The organism is Sorangium sp. So ce327, assembly GCF_051530205.1.
Classification (GTDB): Bacteria; Myxococcota_A; Polyangia; order Polyangiales; family Polyangiaceae; genus Sorangium; species Sorangium cellulosum_B.
Window position 1 is genome coordinate 6,026,865 of sequence record NZ_CP150330.1, and the last position, 20,869, is coordinate 6,047,733.

At 70.2% G+C, this 20,869-nt stretch carries 14 protein-coding genes; 8 read left to right on the forward strand and 6 right to left on the reverse strand.

Annotation, left to right across the window (positions count from 1 at the left end):
- Positions 1–194 precede the first annotated feature (194 nt).
- On the forward strand, positions 195–2,138 hold the full coding sequence (locus WME95_RS22590) for an MYXO-CTERM sorting domain-containing protein (RefSeq protein ID WP_437910513.1): 1,944 nt from the start codon (positions 195–197) through the stop codon (positions 2,136–2,138).
- A 130-nt stretch (positions 2,139–2,268) separates the two neighbouring features.
- On the opposite strand, the gene WME95_RS22595 is transcribed toward WME95_RS22590, so the two are convergent.
- Both WME95_RS22595 and WME95_RS22600 read right to left on the reverse strand, forming a co-directional pair.
- Positions 2,269–4,017, reverse strand: a complete 1,749-nt coding sequence (locus WME95_RS22595; protein WP_437910514.1) for an RICIN domain-containing protein — start codon at positions 4,015–4,017, stop codon at positions 2,269–2,271.
- A 150-nt stretch (positions 4,018–4,167) separates the two neighbouring features.
- A complete protein-coding gene (locus WME95_RS22600; protein WP_437910515.1) occupies positions 4,168–5,175 on the reverse strand; it encodes an NAD-dependent epimerase/dehydratase family protein in 1,008 nt (335 codons plus the stop codon).
- 252 nt (positions 5,176–5,427) lie between these two features.
- Between WME95_RS22600 and WME95_RS22605 the strand changes: the two genes are divergently transcribed.
- Positions 5,428–6,225, forward strand: coding sequence for a hypothetical protein (locus WME95_RS22605; RefSeq protein WP_437910516.1), 798 nt, complete (start codon positions 5,428–5,430; stop codon positions 6,223–6,225).
- A 208-nt stretch (positions 6,226–6,433) separates the two neighbouring features.
- Here WME95_RS22605 and WME95_RS22610 read toward each other — a convergent pair whose 3' ends face one another.
- Together WME95_RS22610 and WME95_RS22615 are read right to left on the reverse strand one after the other, a co-directional pair.
- The gene (locus tag WME95_RS22610) at positions 6,434–7,819 is read right to left on the reverse strand and encodes a DUF1552 domain-containing protein (RefSeq protein WP_437910517.1); all 1,386 of its coding nucleotides are present in this window, start codon (positions 7,817–7,819) and stop codon (positions 6,434–6,436) included.
- A gap of 1 nt (position 7,820) precedes the next feature.
- Positions 7,821–9,539: a DUF1592 domain-containing protein gene (locus tag WME95_RS22615; RefSeq protein ID WP_437910518.1), complete on the reverse strand. Its 1,719-nt coding sequence runs from the start codon at positions 9,537–9,539 to the stop codon at positions 7,821–7,823.
- Between the two features lie 909 nt (positions 9,540–10,448).
- Here WME95_RS22615 and WME95_RS22620 point away from each other — a divergent pair.
- The 3 genes from WME95_RS22620 (at position 10,449) to WME95_RS22630 (ending at position 14,317) form a co-directional block, all read left to right on the forward strand.
- Complete coding sequence (locus WME95_RS22620) at positions 10,449–11,576, forward strand: hypothetical protein (RefSeq protein ID WP_437910519.1); 1,128 nt, start codon at positions 10,449–10,451, stop codon at positions 11,574–11,576.
- 325 nt (positions 11,577–11,901) lie between these two features.
- On the forward strand, positions 11,902–12,939 hold the full coding sequence (locus tag WME95_RS22625; RefSeq protein ID WP_437910520.1) for a hypothetical protein: 1,038 nt from the start codon (positions 11,902–11,904) through the stop codon (positions 12,937–12,939).
- 37 nt (positions 12,940–12,976) lie between these two features.
- Positions 12,977–14,317 carry a hypothetical protein gene (locus tag WME95_RS22630; protein ID WP_437910521.1) on the forward strand — a complete coding sequence of 447 codons (1,341 nt, stop codon included), beginning with the start codon at positions 12,977–12,979 and terminating at the stop codon, positions 14,315–14,317.
- Between the two features lie 5 nt (positions 14,318–14,322).
- Here the strand turns inward: WME95_RS22630 and WME95_RS22635 are convergent, their stop codons facing one another.
- Both WME95_RS22635 and pucL read right to left on the reverse strand, forming a co-directional pair.
- The gene (locus WME95_RS22635) at positions 14,323–15,546 is read right to left on the reverse strand and encodes a PAS domain S-box protein (protein WP_437910522.1); all 1,224 of its coding nucleotides are present in this window, start codon (positions 15,544–15,546) and stop codon (positions 14,323–14,325) included.
- 59 nt (positions 15,547–15,605) lie between these two features.
- The gene (gene pucL / locus WME95_RS22640) at positions 15,606–16,451 is read right to left on the reverse strand and encodes a factor-independent urate hydroxylase (RefSeq protein ID WP_437910523.1); all 846 of its coding nucleotides are present in this window, start codon (positions 16,449–16,451) and stop codon (positions 15,606–15,608) included.
- 227 nt (positions 16,452–16,678) lie between these two features.
- Between pucL and WME95_RS22645 the strand changes: the two genes are divergently transcribed.
- The 3 genes from WME95_RS22645 to WME95_RS22655 all read left to right on the forward strand — a co-directional run bounded on the left by WME95_RS22645 (position 16,679) and on the right by WME95_RS22655 (position 20,848).
- A complete protein-coding gene (locus tag WME95_RS22645) occupies positions 16,679–18,187 on the forward strand; it encodes a cobalamin B12-binding domain-containing protein (protein ID WP_437910524.1) in 1,509 nt (502 codons plus the stop codon).
- A gap of 127 nt (positions 18,188–18,314) precedes the next feature.
- A complete protein-coding gene (locus WME95_RS22650; protein ID WP_437910525.1) occupies positions 18,315–19,661 on the forward strand; it encodes a sensor histidine kinase in 1,347 nt (448 codons plus the stop codon).
- A complete protein-coding gene (locus WME95_RS22655) occupies positions 19,658–20,848 on the forward strand; it encodes an ATP-binding protein (RefSeq protein WP_437910526.1) in 1,191 nt (396 codons plus the stop codon). Before WME95_RS22650 ends, WME95_RS22655 begins: the two co-directional genes overlap by 4 nt.
- The last annotated feature ends 21 nt before the right edge of the window (positions 20,849–20,869 follow it).

The following is a 20,869-nucleotide window of genomic DNA, read 5'->3' on the forward strand; positions in this document are numbered from 1 at the left end:
CGGTAAAGCAAGAAGCCGACGAGCAGCGCGCTCGTCGCGCTGTTATCCCGAGCAGCCGGCTCATTGCGCCAGCGGAGCGCTCGGCCCGGGCGCCAGCGCGTCGCTCCGCTTCACGCCCGCTCGCAGGGCGGCTACCCGGTGAGTGAATGATTGGAGCCGCAACTGCACCGAAGCGTTCAAAATACGGAGGATCCATGAGAGCTTATCGCCAGCAACTTGGCACAGCCATTGCCTTTGCCCTGTCCCTTTCGGCCCACGCCGCCGATGCCGCCGTCACCGTCGGGCTCATCGAGCCGACCAATGCGATCATCGAGAGCAGCACGATCCCGGTGCACGCAACGGCGTCGTCCCCCGAGGACATCTACTATGTCGAGGCGGAGTTCGAAGGGCTCACCATCGAGCTCACGCCGACGGAAGGGGGTCATTTCCAGGGAGCGTTCGACCTCGGCGAGCTGGTGGGCGAGCTCGCCTATGGGCCCCACGTCGTGACGGTCCACGCGTACAGCACGCTTGGCGAGGTGGCGAGCGCGCAGGGCACCGTGCACCGGTACGCGCCGCCGACGCTCGGATGGAACGCGGTCACGCACGACACCCTCACCGACGGCTGGCGCTTCGCCGCGAAGTGCGTCCCGACGCCGCCGTACACGTGCAAGAGCCTCCGGGCGACGTTCCACAGCGCCGAAGGACAGGTCACCCTTTTGCCGGGCAACCCGCAGCCCGTACCGGGGTACCTCTACCTCAAGGAAGAGCAGGCCTGGTACGGCTACCAGCTCCCGTCGGGCAGAGCGTATACGCTCACGCTCGAGGCCAGCGACGGCGTGGGCCCCACCGTCACGAGGACCATCGGCCCCATCTACGTCGACAGGAGCCCGAGGCTCACCGCCGTCCAGCGCGCGCCCGGCACGATCCTCGATTTCGACGCCACGCGGATCCTCTTCCGGGACCTGTACCAGCGCCTCGGGATCTTCGACCGCGCCACGCAGCAGGTGACGTGGGTCGCGACCATCCCGCAAGGAGGTCTGCCGTTCAGCGAGGTCTACGGGGCGCTCACGCCGTCCGGGTCCGTGCACCAGTCGACGACGGGCCACATCCTCGCCTGGGTCAACGGCGCCCGGCGCACCATCACGAGCGCGGCGCGCCTCGACGCGGTGAACGGCGACAACATCGTGTGGACGACGTACAGCGACGACTGGGCCGTCGCGACCTCGCTGTCGGCGGGGACGAGCAGGACCCTCTGGCGCATCGACGGGAGCAGGTCGCCGTTCCAGGCCGACATCACGCCTTCCGGCGGCGTCTATTTCGGCACCTACGAGGATTCCGCCATCGTCGGGCCGAGCGGGGTGCGCCTCGGCGATCACGAGGGCAACCTGCAGCGGCCGATCACCGACGGGACGAATGTCGCCGGCCGGTGGTGGGACGGCATGACGAGCTCGAGCTACCTGTACACGGCGGAGGGAGAGGAGGTGTTCCTGGGCGACTCGATCACCGGCACCTCGGCCGGGCTGCTGGTTCACGCGGGCCACGCCGCCTTCCTGAGGAGCGACGGCGCCGTCAACCAGGTCTGGCTGCGGACCCCCGACGGCGAGCAGCATCAGATCAGCGATTTCACGACGTCGAGCCAGTTCGATCAGGTGAAGCTCCGGGTCGGCCACGACGGCATCAGCGACACCGGCGAGGTCCTCTTCCTGAACGGCGGCAAGCGCTATCTGGGCCGGGCGGGGGGCGCGCCCGAGACCATCGGCTCGTCTCTCGGGCACGGTCGCTGGCTCGACGGGAGCTGGTATGTGACCATCGGCAACACGATCTTCCAGGTCTCGAGCCCGCAGGGCGCCGTCGCGCAGCTCGCCGCGCCGGGGAGCGCGGAGTTCGCGCCGGAAGAGGGCCTGGGCGGCGAGCGAGAGGTGCTGTCTACCTCGTTCGCCGTGGACGAGGTGCTCGATGAGCCGATGTGGGCTCGGGACCTGCACGAGCCCGACGCGCTGCCGGCTTCGGCCGACGCGGACACGGACGGCGGCTTCGCGCCGGCCGCGGCCGGGTGCAGCACCTCTGGCCCGGCGGGCTCCGCGGGCAGCGCCGCCGCGCTCGCGGCGGCGGTCGCGGGCCTCGTGCTCGGGCGGCGGCGGCGCGCGCGGTCGTAGCGGCGCCGCGAGCCTCCCTTCCGGCCCGGTCGACCTCGATCAGGCCGGGCCGCCGCGCTCAGCGGCGCCGGCCTCGCAGCGGCCCTGCCCTCGCGGGCGCCCCGCCCGTCATCCACCCATCACTCACCCATCACTCGGCGACGACGATCTGCCATCGCTGCTCCTCGCCGCTGCCGCCCGCCCGCTGCTCGATCGCGGCGGCGTCCGCTGTGGAGCCCTGGTAGACCCCGATCAGCTTGCCGCTCTTCTTGTTCCTGATCTGGAAATCACCGCCGCCCAGATCGATGAACAGCCACGCCTGGTTGTCGCCGTCGTGGTTCTCCCATTGCACCAGCGCGACCCCGTCGCTCGTCGACTCGTCAGGGACATCGAGCACCTTGCCGCTCTTGACGTTGGTCAACCGGAAGTAGCCTGATCCATTGTAGTTGAAGCTCCACTTCTGGCTGTCTCCTCCCCTGTCCGCGTTCTGGACGACGTCCGCCCCGTCCTCGCCCGACGCGCCGGCGACATCCATCACCTTGCCGCTCTTCTTGTTGACGAGCTTGAAATTGTTCGTCGCTCCGGCGACGGCGCCCGCCGACGTGTCGATGGTCAGCGTGTTGTTCCAGCGCATGCTCATGGTGGTGTCCGACGGGAAGGAGATCGGCTGCCAGACGTACGTCGAGTTGTTGACCGGTCCGCTCCAGGCCCCTGCCCACCGGTCTCCCATGTACAGGTAGGCCGTCCCGGCGCTGCCCTGGACCGGCAGCACGTAGGTCGACTGGGAGTGGTAGGTCGTGCCGTCACCGACGTTGGTCATCGCCGACCAGCCCCTGTCGAGAGCGCGGGACGTCGCGTATTTCGCCTGGTTGGGCGACCAGCCCGTGGCGCCTGAGGTCAGCAGGAAATAGGTCCCGTTCCGCTTGAACAGCGCCGGCGCCTCCCGGTGCCCGCCGGGGAAGAGCGTGGCGGAGAGGCGGGCGATGGACAGGTAGTCGGGGGCCAGCTCGTAGAGGTTGAGATCGTAGTTCTCGTTCGTGGCGGAGATGAAATAGCCCTTGGCGTCGTCGTCGACGAAGAGCCCGCAGTCGCGAGACATGTACCCGGGCTTGCCGTGATCGGTCACCCCGCTGCCGGCGAGCGGCCGGAAGCTGCCGTGATACGTGTAGTCGCCGTCCACGGTGCTCGAGCTCGCGACCGCGGCGCGGGCCTCGCCGTAGTTCACCCCGTTCTCCCAGTGCATCCACATCACGAATCTATTCGTGGACGCGTTGTAGACCACCTTCGGGCGCTCGATGTTGGCCGGATCGAGGTCCTTGTCCGAGTCCATCGTCAAGACATGGTTCCTGAACTCCCAGCGCCGCAGATCGGTCGAGCGGTAGCAGGAGACGGCATAGAACGTCCCGTCCGGGTTCCGGTTCTCCCCGAACCAGTAGTAATGGTCGCCCACCCGGATCACCCCTCCCCCGTGCGCCTGGATGGGTTTGCCCGAGGTGTCGGCCCACTGGATCCCGTTGACCAGGGGGCCGACCGCCGGCGGCAGCTCCGGTCCCCCACCCTCGCCAGGCGCCCCGCCGCCGCCGGACGACGAGCCGACAGATGCGCCGGAGGTGCCGGGCGCCCCGCCCGCCGAAACGCTCGAGGTGACGGGCGCCCCGCCGCCGCCGGACGACGAGCCGACCGACGCGCCGGGCGCCCCGCCGCCACCGGACGACGAGCCGACCGACGCGCCGGGCGCCCCGCCGCCACCGGACGACGAGCCGACCGACGCGCCGACCCCGGAAGCGCCGCCGCCCTCCGATGAGCCCTGAGGGGGCGCTTCGGAGCCGAAAGCGCAGGAGGCGACGCCGAGCCCCACGACCAGCAGGCCCATCACCGGAGACAAGGAACCGAGACGCATGACGCCCTCCAGAAAGAGCGAGATCTCGGTGCCTTCAACCGGACGAGTCAAGTCCTTCTCGCGCACAGCGGCCTGGGTGATTTGATCCGCTCCCGTGCGATCTGCCAGCCTGCGCGCCGCGGAGATCGCGGCAGCGCGCTCGTGGCCCGATCAGGCCCGCGCCGCGGGGATCACCGCCGCTCCGCGCGGGGCGGCGATCTTGTACCTGTCGCGGGCCCAGGCGGCGATGTCGGCGACCTGCCGCTCGACGGGGGTCGCCGACCAGCCGAAGGTCTCGCGGAAGCGCGTATCGTCGATGACATAGGGCACGTCCCACTGGTACGCCATCTCGGCCGCCTCCCGCATGAAGGGCGAGAACAGGCCCACCGCGCGCAGCAGGATGCGCTGGAGCCGCGCCACCTCGACCTCGACGCCAAGGGCGCGCCCGAGGCGCTGCGCGAGCGCCCGCGTGCTCTCGGCAGGCGCCGTCGGCAGGTGCCAGACATGGCCCATGGCGTCCTCCCGCTCGCCCAGCGTCACGAGGCCCCGCGCCACGTCCTCCACGTAGGTATACGAGTGAGGCATCTCGGGATCACCCATGCACTCCACGGCTTTTCCGGCGAGCGCGCGCGCGTAGAAACGGTCGCCCCAGGCAGACAGCGGCACGTCGGCGCCGAAGAAGTCGCTGGCGCGCCCGATGGCCACGCGCGCGTCGCCGCGGCGCTGGGCCGCGAGGCGCATCTCCTCGAGCTCGACGCGCAGCGCGCCCTTCTTGCTGCAAGGGCGGCGCGGCGAGTCCTCCCGCATGGCCCCGTCGGGCACGCCGTACATGTACAGGCAGTCGAGGGCCACGAGCTTCGCGCCCGCCTTGCTCGCGCCATGCACCGCGCCGCGCGCGATGGGCAGGAGCTGCGTGGCCCAGAGGTGGTAGGGCGGGTTCATGCAATCGTAGACCACGCTGGCTCCGCGCGTGGCCTCCTCGGCAAAGGCGAGATCGGTGATGTCGCCGCACACCGACGTGAGCCCCGGCCGCTCCGGAGCGCGGCGGGTGCGCTGCACCAGGCGCACACGATGGCCCTGCGCCAGCAAGAGAGCGGCGACACGCGGGCCGATCTGGCCGGCGCCGAGCACCACGTGGAGGCGAGACGAGGAGTTCGGGACAAGCGGTGCGTTGTTCATGGGGGCCAGGATGAGTCTTGCAATCACGCAAGACAAAGCCCAGAAACGCAACATATACCGGCAAAAATGCAAGACCTGCGCGGGCCATGCGCCGCGCGTCGCACATCGCGCGTCGCGCGGGACCCGGGCTTCGGGGAGCTCGTGTCCGCCGGGCCGGGCTCGGCTAGCTCCGCGCGTCGGAAATCCCTACCGTTCACGACGGTTCGCCGCCGCAAATTCGTCCTTGGGCGACGACGTACTAGCCTTGCCAGCGTGGATCCGTCCGACCCCGTGGCCCGGTACCTGCCAACCCTCGAGCGTGCCCGCGCCGAGGGGCTCGCGCTGCCGCCCGGCGCGCCGGCCGAGGAGCGCCGCGTGGCAGCGCTGGTGGTGCTCGCGTCGATCGTGCGCCGTGAAGGCTGGACCGAGGTCGTCGACCTCAGCGTGGAGGACGCGCTGCAGATCGCGCCGGGAGAGCCGCCGCTCCCCGAGGCCTTCGAGGCGCGTGCCCACCGGCGCCTGGTCGAGCATCTCGGCCTCCGGCCCTGCGCCGCGTGCGCCGGCGCCAGCGCGAGCCCCGTCGTCTGCGCGTCCTGCATGGGCGACGGCCATCTGCGGCGGGCGCGCATCCGCCACGTGCAGGACCGCCCGATCGAGGTGCGCGAGCTCTACGCGCCGCGCGAGATGTCCTTCGTGCCGGCGCTGTTCTCGTTCGACAGCGCCCTGAAGCGCGCGCTGGGCGCCGCGGATCCCCCCGAGCCGCTGCGCTGCCTCGACCTCCGCCCCCGGGCGGTGCGCACCGCCTACCGAGGCGGCGGCGACCGGGCGGTCGAGCCGGATTTTCATGGGCACCATTTTGCCGGCACGATCGAGAGCGCGGTGGCCACGCTCGGCGCGTTCGCCGCGGGCGGCCGGATCGTGGCGCAGGCGGTGCGCGCCTACGCGTGGCCGCTGCTCTGGCTGCGCTACGACCCCGGCGAGCCTGCGCGCGAGGTGGTCGTCTTCCCCGATCTCACCGGCGCGCTCCAGGCCTTCTCGGGCGCCTGCCCGGGCGCGCTCGGCGGCCCGTGACGACACGGATCCTGCGCGCGCCTCAGCACCCGATCACCACCTGCTGCTGAGACAGCAACGGAGCCGCCCACCACCCGGTTCCGCGCCGTGACGGCCGGGCAATGAACGCCGCCTGACGCTCCCCGCGCCCGCGCTCTCCCGCGCGCAGGACGAAGGCTAGAAGTCCGGCCATCCATCCATTGATGGCCGGACTTCTGGTGGGCGGGACTCAGGTGAGCGACGGAAGCGCGCCGGTGCTGTAATTCGGGTCGCCGAACGTCTTGTCGTCGGTCCCCATCGCGTTCGCGATCGTGACGAGAAGATCGTTGTGCTGGCGGGCAGAGCCGCCGTTCGCCAGATAGTCCACGAAGCGGCCGGTCTTGAAGACCCCGCCCCCGCTGCCGGCGAGCAAGAACGGGATGTTCGTGAGCGCGTGCTGCCTCGACTCGCCGATCTCGGTGACCCACAGGACGACGGTGTTGTCGAGGAGCGTGCGATCCCCTTCCGCGTACGAGTCGAGCTTCCCGAGCAGGTAGGCGAGCTGCTCCGCGAACCACGTGTGGATCTTCATGTACTTCTCGTCACCCGCCGCGTTCCACTCGTGGGAGATGGCATGGTGATTCTGCGTGAGACCGAGGAACGGGTAAAGGTGCTCGCTCTCGGCGTACGACCACTGGATCGTGGCGACCCGCGTGAGGTCGCACGCGAGCGCCGCGGCCATCATGTCCATCTGGAGCTTGCCGATGGCGGGCATGTTGTCGTCCTTCGAGAGGTCGATGCGGTCGCCCAGCGCCGGGGCCTGGCAGCTGCCCGTGGTCGGGGTGCCGCCGCCGCCGTTCGAAGAGCCGCCGCCGGCCAGGCGCGCCTCGATGTCCCGGATCGACTGCAGGTGCGAGTCGAGCTTGATGCGATCTTCCTTGCCGATGCGAGGCCGCACGTCGGCGATGTCCTCGCGGAGGAGATCGAACACGGTCCGCCGCTGCGCGCGGAGCCGATCCAGCGCGGTAGCGCCGCCCGGGTCCTGGCCCGGGTCGGGCACCGTGGCCCCGAAGAGCTGCTGGAACGTGTCGTAAGGGTCCTCGCGGGGGGGGATCGGCTGGTCCGGCCCGGCGTAGCTGAGCCGACCGCGCACCTCCGCGTCACGGACCTGGACGCCGAGCTCCAGGGTCTTGAACAGCGTGCTCGGCTGAAGCTTGTTCGCGATGTGCTGATCGAGCGAGATCCCCGACGACCAGCCGGCGTTGGTGGACATGAAGCTCTTGAAGTTGCCCTTGAGCAGCGCCCGCCCCGTCAGCAGCCCCCCGATGCCCCGAGCGTGCTCGGAGCCGATGTTCGAGTTGACAACGACGTTCATGTTGACGCCGCGCATCGGGATAATCTTCGACTTGAACGGCGAGAGCGGCTGGAGCAGCGGGCTCAGCGTGAAGTTGTTCTCGGTGCCCGTGGGCATCCATTTCGACTCCATGGTGCCGTTCGGCGTGTAGAACACCACGAAGCGCTTGGGCGCCGTGGTCTCTTGCCCGCGGGCCAGCTCGGAGTTCAGCAGCGGGATCGTCGCCGTCGCCGCCAGCGCGCCCTGGAGCATCCGCCGTCGAGAGATCATTCGCGGTTTCATGTCACTCCTCCTCTGCGATCGCGCTGCGGTACAGGAACGCGTCGGTCTGCGTCGTCGCCACGATGAGCTCCACGAGATCCCCCTCGGAGCCGTGGAACCCTGCGCGCAGCCCGTCGAGCGAGCACTCGTCGTCGATGTTCTCGAAGCGCCCCGCCGTGTAGCGGAACCATTGCGTCGCGAGGCACTCGCGGACCTGCGCGCTCCCGGCGAGCTTCTCCGCCAGCTGGCGGACGCCGACGAACGGGCCGTCCATGTCATCGGACAGGACCATCTCCCCGGAGACGTCGATGACCTGCCCGCCCTCCTCGGTGCGGTACGCGCCCACGGCGTCGAAGTTCTCGAACGCGAAGCCGATCGGATCCATCAGCTGATGGCAGCCGGCGCACCTGGCATTGGAGGCGTGCTGGTTGAACCGTTCACGCGCTGTGACGCCCTCCTCGCCGGTGGGCGGCGTGAGGTCGACGTCGTCAGGAGGAGGCGGCGGGTCCTGGCACATGAACTTCGAACGGATGGCCTTGCCGCGCAGCACCGGAGAGGTCTGATCGGGGTGCGCGTGGACGGCCAGGAACGCGGGCTGCGTGAGCACCCCCGAGCGCTGGTCCGGCGGCAGCTCCACGAGCTGGGGTGTGGTCGAGCCGGGCGGGACCGTCACGCCGTAGAGCTCGGCGACGGACTCGGTGGCAAAGCCGACGGGCAGCGTGAGCAGGCTCGAGAGCTTGTGGTCCCCGGACCACAGCACGTGCTCGACGAACGCGGGAGTCTCGGCGCGGATCCCCGCGACGAGCTCGTCGTCGTACCCGGGGAACTGGCTCTCCTCCTTGACGATGGTCTCGAGCTTCCCGAGGTTGAGCCATTGCTTGTAGAACTCCGTGACGGCCCGGCGCGCCCGCGGGTGCTCCAGCATCTGGCGGGTCCGCTCGGCGAGCTGCTCGCGGGTATCGAGCAGGCCCGCCTCGGCGGCATCGAGCAGCTCGTCGTCGGGGCCCGACGCCCAGACGAGGTACGACAGGCGCGACGCCATCTCGTACGGGTCGAGGCGCACCCGCGACGAGGAGGCATCGAGATCGTGACGCAGCTCCAGGCGGAACAGGAACTTCGGCGATTGCAGCGCGGCCCGGAGGACGACCTCGATGCCCTCACGGAACGACCCGTCCGTGCGTCCCGCGGCGTAGGCGCGCATCAGCCGGTCGACCTCCGACGCCTCGAGCGGTCGACGGTACGCGCGACGGCCGAAGTCCTGGACGAATTGCCGCGCGCACGCCTCCTCCTGGGCGACTTGCCCCTCGACCGCGGCCGGATCACACGGCACGAGCTTCGACAGATCGCCCCCGACGGCCTCCGTCGCGAGCGCCTCGGCAGCGAGGAGGTACTTCTCCGCGTGAAGCGCAGACACGGTCAGCACCGTCGCGTTGTTGTTGAAGCCGCCGGCGACCTCATCCGGGGGGAATTGATCGGCAGGGGTGAGGGACGTTCCGAGGAGATCTCGGACCGTGTTGTTGTATTCGAAGCGCGTCAAACGCCGCTGTGGTGCGAGGATCCGCTCGGCGCCGCACACCGGAGGATCGCCTCCTTGTCCGGACGTCGAGCCGTCCTCCCCGGAGCCGGAGCCGGTGTCCGCCGCTCCGATCTGCCCGTTGCCGCACCCGGCCGCGGCCGTCAGCGCGAGCGTCGCCAGGAGCGCGTGACCGGCTCGCCAGCGACGATATCCCAAGTCAGCCATACCGTGACCTCCTACCGTCGGTCACAACCTACGGTGAAGCCTCGCCAGACGTCAAGCGTTGCTCCCAGCAATCCACAGAGCAAGACGCCCACGTTCAATGGCCGGACAGCGGTCAACAACGGACCATCCGCCGGCGAAGTCTGATACTGCCCGAAGACTCCACTCCCGTCATATTATGGATCGACTGGCCGGCGGTTGACGCGGCACGCGCCGCGTCAGCCCAGCAGAACCGGGCAAAATGAGGCTTGAGCAGAGAGGCGAGAGCGCGACTCCGTCGCACCTCTCCAGGCCACCCGCGCCGCGCACACGAGTAGTCATTGGAAGAATTCCCGCACCGGCGCGTATTGATCACGAACCGCCGAAAGCTCTCCAATTTTTACCAGCGGCGTCACGCGCGCCGCGCGCCTCGAGGCGTCACGGCGCGGGGGACATCGCAGATCACCTGGGCGCCTCGTGCCCGTCGACGACGCGCAGGCTCGGGTGGGCGCGGACGAGCTCGCGCAGGCGCTCCAGGCTCCGCTGTCCCACGGCCTCGTCGCCGATGGGCTGCCAACGCCGGCCCAGATCACGAGCGCCGCCGCGAGCGCCACGACGGCGCCGAGCCGCCCGCGCGCATCGTCCGCGCCTCGGGGCTCCCGCTCACGACCCGACCGGTCCCCTTCGAGGTCGAGCCCTTCACGCTCCACATCGTGTTTCATCCACGCTGGACGGCCGACCCGCGCCATCGCAGCATCCGGGAAAGCCTGATCTCCAGCTCCACCGCGAGAGGCAGCTCCAGGCGTCCACATGAGCGTCCAACGTTCGTGTGGATCGCCTTGCGGGCGCGATTCGACCGGAGCGCGCGGCAGCGCCGCTCAGGCCCTCCACGGCCTCCGTGCAGGTTCGACTCCGAACCTGCTATGCTTGCGTATGGATCAACGCGTGGTCGCGGTGTTCGGCTGGCTCCTCGCCCTCCTGGTCGTTCCGTCCGGCTGTCATCCCCCGCCGACACGGGCTCCGGCCGCGCTGCCCGCGCGCGCGACTCCGATCCATCACGCGACGCCGGCCGCGCGCGATCCGTCGGCCGTGATTGACCCGGACGATGATGCCGGCATCGCCGCGGCGCTCGCCGGCGACGGGCTCGATGGATGGATGCACGGCGCGGCGGCTGCGTCCGGTCTCTTCGTATTCACCTACCGGCTCCCGAACGATTTCTTCCGTTACGCTGACTTTCCGATGATCCCGGGGTCGTCGGAGGTCGCGCGGGAGCTCGCCGGGCTCCAGCGGCATGACCGGCTGCGCGTGTTCGGCAGCCTCGAGAAGAAGGGACCTCAGCGCCACGTCCGCGTGCGCCGCATCGAGGTGCTCACGCGGTTTTCCTCCGGCGTGGACGCGCCGTCGTATGCACACGACACGACCACGCACGCGGCGCTCCTCGGGGGGCGCGCGCTCGTGGGTCGTGTGCACGGCGTCGACGCCGAGGGCAAGGTCCTCGTTGTCGAGCTCGCAGACAAGGTGGTGCCGGTCTTCGTGACCCGCCCGGAGCACGTCCGAGATCTGTGGCGCAATGACAAGATCCGGCTGCATTACGTGATCGCCGAGCACCCCGATCGCCCGATCCACCTCCGGCTCGATCCGGCCGTCTCGAGGCCGATCGAGGTGCTGGAGCGCGTGCAGGCAGGTCATGGCCAGCCGATCGAGCTGGAGGGCGATCTCGTGCTCTTCCCGAGGAGCCCGCAGATAAAATTCGACATCTGGGCGCTGCGCGTCGTCGACAGGGATCGGGTGGAGCGCGAGTATACGCTCGTCAATTTCAGCGATCCGGAGCTCTTCAAGGCGATCCGCGACAAACTCGCGCGGGGCTGGGCGGCGCACCCCGGCGCCCCGGTGGACGCGCGCAACAAGTTCATCAAACAAGGCCTGCGCGTGCGCGCGAGGGGCGTGCTCAACGTGATCTCGCCGGCGCAGGCCAACCCGCAGATCTTGTTGTCGTCGGAGGGGGCGGTCGAGGTGCTCGGAGCCCCGGGACCGGGATCGCCGCCTCCCGTCAACCGATGAGGCGTCCTCGGGTCCCGCCGGTCCGTCCTGTGCATCACCCTGTGCATCAGCCAGGCCCCCCCGCCTGAGGGGCTCGATCACGGCGGTAGAAGGCAATCGCGCCTCCATTTTCTGCTTGCCCACGGTTTCCTTAGACCACACTATCTGCCGGGGGTGGGGCACCCGCACGCGCCGCCCCCGGAGCGTCATCCTTCCGCATCCAGAGCGAGCGCCCCCTCCGGCTCGGGCCGCTCGCGGCGTTCGTCCGTCAGAGCCCAGGACGCTCCACGCGCCCGCTTCGCTGCCCCGTGTCCCGACAGCCATGCTCTCGATCGGAGGTGCGCCCGTGAAACCAGCGTTCGTCCTGCCGCTCGCCATCGTATCGTCGTGCCTCGCCTCCGCCGCTGCCGCCGCCGAGCAGGCGTGCGGGTACTCCAGCGCCGGCTGGAACGCGCCGAACGGCGCGGCGGTGTTCAGCGCCGGCTCGGGGCCGATCGGAGACGTCCTTAACGCCGTCGGCGAGTTCCGGACGCACTCGATGCTGTCACACGGACCCGGACGGTGGGTGACGCATGCCACCATGAAGCAGCCGCGCGAGAACTCCTGGCCTGAGGTGTGCAGCACGCCCATCGTATCGAGCGATCTGCTCGATGGTTATCCCGGGCTCGCGCAGGTCAACCAGGGTGGGATCTACCGCTTCCTCTACGGGAGCGGCGGGAGCGGCCCGGCCGCGCTGACCTACCAGGTCGGCGACCCCAAGCGGGCCGCGTCGATCGGCGAAACCATCTGGTGGGAGGTGCCCTACTACGCCGAGCGCTCGAGCATCGACGAAGGGGTCGAGATCGCTCGGCTGAGCGTTCGCGGCGGCCGGGTGCGCTACTCGTTCTTCCAGTACCGTGACACCGAGGGCACGCCCACCGGCGGGCCGGCGTGGAACAACGGTATGGTTTGCTCGTCATTCCTGGCCTACGCGCACCACCTCGACGGCCAGGGCGCCATCCCGCCGTACACGTACAGCCACGCCAAGCTCACCAGCGCGGCCAACGCCCTTCACGGCGGGGTGATGGACAGCTGCGAGAACAGCCTGGGGTTCTGGGGTTCGATCGGCACATCGATCGTCTGCCTCTCGGACGTCTGCGAAAAGGCCGCCAATCAGGTCGCGAACTGCATGGCCTCGCACGCATGCAACACCGGCAGCGGCAGCGTGTGGAGAGGAGTCCGAGACGACCCGAAGACCGTCGCCGTGTCCATCAGCCCCGACCGCATCGGCGGCTGGAGCGGGCACCCCTGGGGGACGCAGGCCGGCGCGACCGTCTGGTCCGCCGATACGAACCACAACGTCCAGTGGAACTCCGGAGGCAACGTCTACGGGTGCTGGTACTGACGGACGTTCGAGCACAGTAACGTGAGGAGCTCCGGCCATGACGACCAGGATCGGCGAGCATCGGTCAAAGGCGCAATGGGTCGGTGTGGTGGTGCTCGCCGCCGCGCTGTGGGTCCTGGTCTGGTCGGTCCGCCCTGCCAAGGCGCCCGAGCCCGTGCAGGCAGCGCCGAAGGCGAGCGCGCCGGAGGCCTCGCCGCGCGCCGGACGCGCGGCGAGCGCCGCCGCGGCGAGCGCCGCCGTGGCGAGGGCGCCCGCGGAGGACCCGGCGCCCATCATCGACGAGATCGAGGTCGAGAAGCCGGAAGTGTGCGCCGGCGAGGAGAACCTCATCACCGTGCGATCGCATACCACGAACGGGACAGATGAATACCTCCACGGCGTCATCGGCACGCGCGCCGGATCGCGGGTGCCGCTCCGCATCTGGCCCGAGATGGACGGGTCGTACGAGATGCCCACCATCTCCGTGTTCGGGCGTAACAACGCGGTGACTCAGATCGAGGTCCCGAGATACAAGGTCAACGCCTGCAAGCCGGAGCGGATCGTCGTCATCACCCACAGGCTCCTGCCGAGCACCCCCGGTGAATTCGAGCTCACGGCGCAGATCGTCGACGTCGGGCTCAAGGACGACCCCGACGCGAGGCCGTTCAAGCCCGCGAGTTATGCCTGGGTGTTCGACGACGGCGGCTCGGAGAAGACGAAGGCGCCGTTCGTGACCCACAGCTACGAGCGCCGCCCGCAAACCGCGCTCGTCTCCGAGTTTCTGATCCGGGTGGAGGTCCAGGGCGAAGCGGGCGAGAAGCTCACCGGCCGCGCCCTGCTCCAGATCCCGAACATGATGTTTCAGGACCTCGCGGAGCGGGGGGTCGTGACCATCGCGGCGACGCCGACGCCCCGCTTTCCCCGGCAGGACGCCGACGGCGTGGTCCGGCAGACCTTCCGCCTCTGGCATCACCGCGACGCGCCGGTCCGGATCGATACGGTCACGGCGATGCGGCACTTCGCGGGGGCGAAGGGCGCCTCACCGCTCGACAAGGCCTCGCTCGGCCTTGTCGAGATCCCACCCGGGCAAGGGGTCGATGTGGAGGTGAGGCTCGACACGGCGCGTGAACCGGATGTCTTCACCGTCACGTACATGCTCGAGGGGGAGACGGCGGAGGGGCACGCGGCGCGCGGGACGTTCTCGCTGATGAAGCCGCCGCCCGCGCCGACCAAGGAGTCGAGCACACCGGTCATGGAGCCCGTCCTCCTCGCCAAGATCAAGCGGGCGCGAGAGCTCCTCGCGCAGGAGTTCGTCACCGACGAGGACATCTGGCGGCTGGAGCGAGAGGGAAGGATGGCGGACCTCGACGTCTCGCCGCCGCTGACGAGAGAGCCATAGCCCGATCAGCGTGCCTCGGCCCGCCGCGCGCCGTCGGCCGCGGCGGCGTCGGCGCGGTTCATCCGCTGGATGCAGAGCTTGAGGCCGGCGCGGAGGTTGCCCATCGTGATGATCCCCGAGAGATCGACCCCGAGCGCGATCATCGTCTGCGCCACGTTCGAGCGGATACCCGTGATCACGCCCTCCGCGCCGAGGAGCCGTATCGCGCGGACCATCTCGATGAGGTAGCTCGCCGTCTTCGTGTCGACGGCGTCGACCCCGGTCAGATCGAGTATCGCGAAGCGCGCCCCCTTGGTCGAGATCGCGTCGAGGAGGCTGTCCATCACCTCGGAGGTCCTCACGCTGTCGACGACGCCGACCATCGGGAGCGTCAGCACGCGATCCCAGACCTCGATGATGGGCGTCGACAGCGCGCGAATCACCTGCTGCTGGGCCTGGATCATGTCGAGCCTCGCCTGGAGCTCGACCTCCTTGCGCTTCATGTCCGTGATGTCGAACGTCACGGAGACCGCGCCGTTCGGCGCGCCGCCCTCGTCGAAGACGGGGAGCAGCCAGGACCGCCAGGTGATGCCGTGGGTCTCGACCTGGTTCTCCACCACCTCTCCCGCCAGCACGCGCCGCATCCCGTCCGCGGCCTCCGGGCTGGACCCGTAGAGGTCGAAGACGTTCTTGCCGATGAGCGCCCCAGGCTTCACGCCCGAGTTCTCGAGCCCCTTGCCGTCATGATGGGTGAAGACCCCATCGCGATCATACTTGCACGCGGCGATCGGGACGTGATCGAGGATGGATCGCAGGATGATCGAGTCGTCCCGCGACGCGTCCACCAGGCGGCCGCGGTCGGTCACGTCCTGCCCGATGAAGAGCCTGCGCACCACCTGGCCGTCGGCGCCGCGCATCGGCTCGTGCACCCACGCACACGCGACGACGCGCCCGTCCTTCCGCCGGTGCTCGGCGGAGAGCGGCGCGCCGCCCTGCCCGTCGGAGAGGCCGTCGCAGAGGCGTCGCCAGAGGTCGGCGTCGGCGCTGCGAAGCGCCGTGTCCGCGAGGCGGCGGCCAATCACTTCTTCCCCGGTATAACCCAGCAGCCGCTCCGCCCCGGCGCTCCACGCGGCGATCTCGAGAGACCCGACGTCGCCGGTGCACTCCACGGCGATGAACGGTCCGTTGAGGACCGCGTTCATGTAGCTCGTCGCGATCTCGAGCTCGTCCGGGCCGGCCACCTGGTCCATGCACCGCACTCTACCGGGCACGTCCTCGGCATGTCGAGGAAAACGGCCGCGCCCGACGCTCAGCTCCCTCGCTTCATCGTGGCCTCGATGAGCCCGTGCGGCTCGTCGACCGGCACGAAGATCTCGTTGTCGTTGGTGAGCCCGAAGGGTGCGAGATCGACGAGCAGGCAGTGCTTGTTGGGGAGCGAGAGGCTCACCTCGTCGATGGCAGGACAGGCGGCGAGCACCGCCTCCCCCAGGTCATGAATGGTGTGCTGCACCGAGAGGCTGTGTCGCTCTGCGAACGTCTCGATCAGGGCGCGGCGGGCGCGCTCCCACGTCGCCGTGGGCGCCGGGTCGCGGCCGGCCGCGCGCCAGCGAGCCACCATGAGCGTCGAGAGGATGCGGTCCCCGGTCTCCTTGAGCGTCGTGTACTCGTCGCGCGGGAAGCCCGAGAACGCCGAGCCGGTGGTCTTGAGGACGAGGAGATCCGCGACGCCGGACGTGATCTCGACACCGCCGGGAGCCGCGGAGATCTCCGCGGTCCGCCGCTCCCCTGCCGCGCGGAGGAAGGCGTGAGGGTGCGGCGCGCCGCCCGCGTCGATGCGAGACCAGACGTTCTCCGCGATAGCGACCCTCGCCCGCAGGGTGTGCGGCTTCCCGAGGAAGTGTTCGGCGAGCAGGACGCCGAAGTCCTCGATCGGCTCGACCGGGTGGCCCTTGGCGAGCGCGTACACGGTGTTCTTCATCGTGTCCGTGGGCAGCACCTTGCTGTTGTCACCCTTCGTGTAAGCGTCGTCGAACTCGCCCTCCAGCTGGACATCGACCTGGACGTCGGTCAGCTCGTGCCGCGCGCCCGCGCGGCGGACCTTCACGAGCCGCACCCTCGATTTGCCGTAGGCGTTCCGCACCAACGAGATTGACATCGTTCTTCAGCTCCCGCGCCGGGCGACGACGCTCTTTTGATGACGCGGGAGAGACGGTAGCTTGAAGCGCGACGCCGGCTCAAGCCTGGCGGGTCCCCTCGCCCTCGACCCGCGGCGCGCGACGACGCTCCGGCGGCGGCCGCGCGGCCGGGCACCGCAGCGCCGTCGGGCGGGCCCGTGCGATATCGCGCGTGCGGCGACGAGGGCGCGTCACCACATACGCGGGCATGGTGACCACAGAGCGTGACAGGGCGGCCGACGAGCTCGTCGCTCGCCGTGAATCGTTGAGGGACGCCGCGCTCGCCCGCCTCGAGGCCGCGTCCGTCGCGCCGCGCGCCTTCGGAGCGCGCGGCGAGCGCGAGGCGCTCTCGCGCTGCCACGTGGACCTCGCGGCGCACATCGACGCCCTCGCGGCGGCGCTCCGCGCGGCGGGCGCCCAGCAGCTCTGCGAGTACTGCGCGTTCACGGCGGTGTTCCTCGAGGCGCTCGGGGTGCCCCGGCGCGCGCTCGGCGCCGCGCTCGACGCGCTGAGCGAGAGCATCGGCGAGCAGCTCGATCCGGCGCTCTCCTCGCTGGCGCAGGACGCGCTGGCCGCGGGCCGGGAGCGCCTCTGCGCCTCGCCCCTCGTGACGCCGGCCGCGCTGGCGGCCATCCCCGAGCCCCCGTGCGCCGCCGGCGAGGCCGGCTCGGCGGCGGAGGCCATCGAGCGCTCGGCGGCGCGCATCGCGCCGATGAGCGTCGCGCTCAGCTTCATGCGGCGCCCTGCGGACGCGCTCGCCGCCGGCGCGAAGCGCGCCCTCTGCCTCGACGACGCCAGGCGCCACGTCGCGCAGCTCGCCGCGGCGGTCGACCACGGGTCGCCGGAGCTCTTCAGCGCCTATGCGGAGTGGGCGCAGACGCTGCTGGTGCAGCACGGCCTCGACCCCGCCGAGCTCGTGGGCTACCTCCGCGCGCTCGGCGACGTCCTCGCGCTCACGCTGCCGGAGCGCCTCGCCGAGGCGCCGCGGCGGTACCTGGCGGCGGCGCTCGAGCGGCTCACCTCGATGCACGCCGAGAATCCCAGCTTCGTCCGCCCGGAGGCGCGGCTCGGCGCCGTCGCGTGCAGCTACCTCGACGCGCTGATCGAGCGGGACCGGAGGCGAGCGGTGCGCGCCATCCGGGAGGCGCTCGACGCTGGCGCGCCGATCAAGGACATCTATGCTCACGTGCTGGAGCCGTGCCAGTACGAGCTGGGCCGGCGCTGGCAGCTCCGTCAGCTCAGCATCGCCGGGGAGCACTACTGCACGGCGGTCACGCAGATGATCCTGGGGCAGCTCTATCCGCTCGTCGTCAGCGCCGATCGCGCCGGCCGTCGCCTCGTGGCCACCGCCGTGGACGGGAACCTCCACGAGATCGGCGCGCGCTTCGTCGCCGATTACTTCGAGATGGCGGGGTGGGACACCTTCTATCTCGGGGCCAGCACGCCCGCCGAGCACGTGATCCAGGAGGTCGTCCAGCGGAAGGCCGACGTCCTCGCGGTCTCGGCCGCGCTCAGCGATCAGCTGTCGAGCGTCCGCCAGCTGATCACCGCGGCGCGCCGCGACGATCGGTGCAAGGGCGTCGTCGTCCTGGTCGGCGGCCAGCCGTTCCGCGTCGTCGACGACCTCTGGAAGCAGCTCGGGGCCGACGGCTCGGCGCCGAGCGCAGAGCGGGCCGTCCGCACGGCGGAGCAGCTCCTCGCGGCGCGGAGCGCATGACCCCGCTCCGCGCCTTCGAGCGCCGGCCCCGCCGGGTGCGTTTCGCATAGCGAGCTCCGCGCCGGCCTGCCAAAGACAGATCGCCTCCGCCGCGAGCGAAGGAGACGCTCTGATTCGGATGATCCCGATGATCCCGATGGAACCGCGCAGGACGCAAAGCGCAGGAGAAAACGAAGGAGCGCCGCTGGCGGCCCCGGCGCCGGGACACGAGCTCAGCGGTCCTGTCGCGGAGCTCGCCGCCGCTTTCCTCATGGCCTCGACCGCGCTCGCGATCGGCGTGTTCGCGCCGGACGGCGCGCCGAGGCTCACCAACCACGGCATGCGCCGGCTGCTCGGGGGGGCGGGCGAGCCGAATCGCGCCGAGGCACGCCTCGTCAGCCCGAGCTTCGCGCAGCTCGCCGCGGCCGGGCACGGCGTCGGGGAGCCGATCTACCGCGGCATGCTGCACTTCGGGGATCGCCGGTCCATCGCGCACAGCCTCCGGGGAGAGGTCTGGCGGCTCGGCCACGACCTGCTGCTCCTCGCCGAGTTCGACGTCATCGAGCTCGAGCGCGTCGTCGCCGAGGTGTCCGCGCTCAACTCGCGGATCACGAGCCTCCAGCGGCGGCTCGTGTCCGAGCAGAAGGAGCTCGAGCGGTCGCTCGAGCAGCTGCGCGCCACGCAATCGATGCTCGTCCACTCCGAGAAGATGAACGCGCTCGGCAAGCTCGCCGCCGGCGTGGCCCACGAGATCAACAACCCGCTCGCCTTCGTCCGCAGCAACGTGCACACCCTGGCAGAGTCGCTCGATCGGCTGTTCGCCGCCTACGAGGCGCTCGAGCGGGCCGCCGTCAGCGCAGGCTCGGACGACGCGAAGGGCCTCGCCGAGGCGCTCCGCGCCGAGGTCGAGCCCGACTTTCTGCGCGAGGATACGGGGGATCTCGTGAAAGGCACGCTGGGCGGCCTCGCGCGCGTGCAGAAGATCGTCGAGGACCTCAGGACCTTCACGCGGCTCGACCGGGCGGAGGAGGAGCGCAGCGACCTGAAGGAGTGCCTGGAGAGCACCCTCGCGATCGCGGGCCCGGCGCTGAAGGACGGCGGCGTCCAGGTGACGGTCGAGTGGGCCGAGCTGCCCATGCTGCGCTGCAAGCCGGCGGAGCTCAGCCAGGTGTTCCTGAACCTCCTCATCAACGCGGCCCAGGCGGTCGAGTGCCGGGGCCGGGGGAACGGCCGCATCGTGATCCGCGAGCGCGACGAAGCGCGCCGGGTCGCCCTGGAGTTCGAGGACAACGGCGCCGGGATAACCCCTGATGTCCTCGGTCGGATCTTCGATCCGTTCTTCACGACCAAGCCTGTCGGGCAAGGCACGGGGCTGGGCCTCACCATCTCGCACAAGATCATCGTCGATCAGCACGGCGGCACGCTCACCGTCCGATCGACCCCCGGGGTGGGCAGCACCTTCACGATCACGCTGCCGAAGGAGCCCGACCGATGACGCGCGCCTCCGGCGAGCGGCGCGCGCTGCTCATCGTCGACGACGAGCGCGAGACCTTGAAGGCGCTCCGCCGCGAGCTCCGGCGCGACTACGATGTCCTCATCGCGGAGAGCGCCGAGGAGGGCCACGCGATCTTGCGCGAGCGGCCCATCCCTGTCGTCCTGAGCGACCAGCGGATGCCGGGCACGACGGGCACGGAGTTCTACGCGAGGCTCAAGGGCGAATTCCCGGAGACCATCCGCCTCCTCATGACCGCCTACGCGGACACGAGCGCCGCCATCCAGGCCATCAACGAGGGCGGCGTGTACCGGTTCATCTCCAAGCCCTGGGATCCGCCGGAGCTCGCCGGCGTCGTGAGCGACGCGTTCGCGCAGCACGAGCGCATCAGCCGCTGCCAGCGGCTCCTCTCGAGCCTCAAGACGAGCGCCGACGCGCTCCACCTCGAGAACCAGCAGCTCGCCGAGGTGGCCCAGAGGACCCATGAGCTCATGGGCGTCGCCGCGCACGATCTGCGCAATCCGATCGCGGCGATCCAGTGGTTCTCGAAGATGCAGCTGGCCGGCGTCGGCGCGGGGCCCGAGGACACGCAGCGCTACGCCGTGAAGATCCAGGACAACGCCGAGTTCGCGCTGCAGCTGCTCGAGAACCTGCTCGACATCACGACGCTGGAGCACGAAAGCGGCGGGCTTCGCCTGCAGGAGGCCGACCTGAGAGGCATCCTCCTGGCGGCGGTCTCGCTGAACGAGCACGGCGCCGGCCGGAAGGGGATCGCGGTGGACGTCGACGTGCCCGCGGATCTCCCGCTCGTCTGCTGCGACGTCGCGCGGATCGAGCAGGTCCTGAGCAACCTGCTCAGCAACGCGTTCAAGTTCTCTCATCCGGGCACGACGGTGACGGTGCGCGCGCGGAGGCTCGGTCAGGCGATCGAGGTGATGATCGAGGATCAGGGCCTGGGAATTCGCCCGGACGAGATCAGCGGCCTGTTCCGCAAATTCCGGAGGACGAGCACCCGGTCGACCGGCGGCGAGAAGAGCACGGGGCTCGGCCTGTCGATCTGCAAGAACCTCGTCGAGCGCCACGGCGGCGCGATCCGCGTGGAGAGCGAGCTCGGCCGGGGAACGCGGGTGTTCTTCACGGTCCCGACGAAGGCTGGGCGCGCCTGCGAGCCCGAGCGCCCCGCGGCGTAGGCTCGCCCGCGCGCCGCGCTT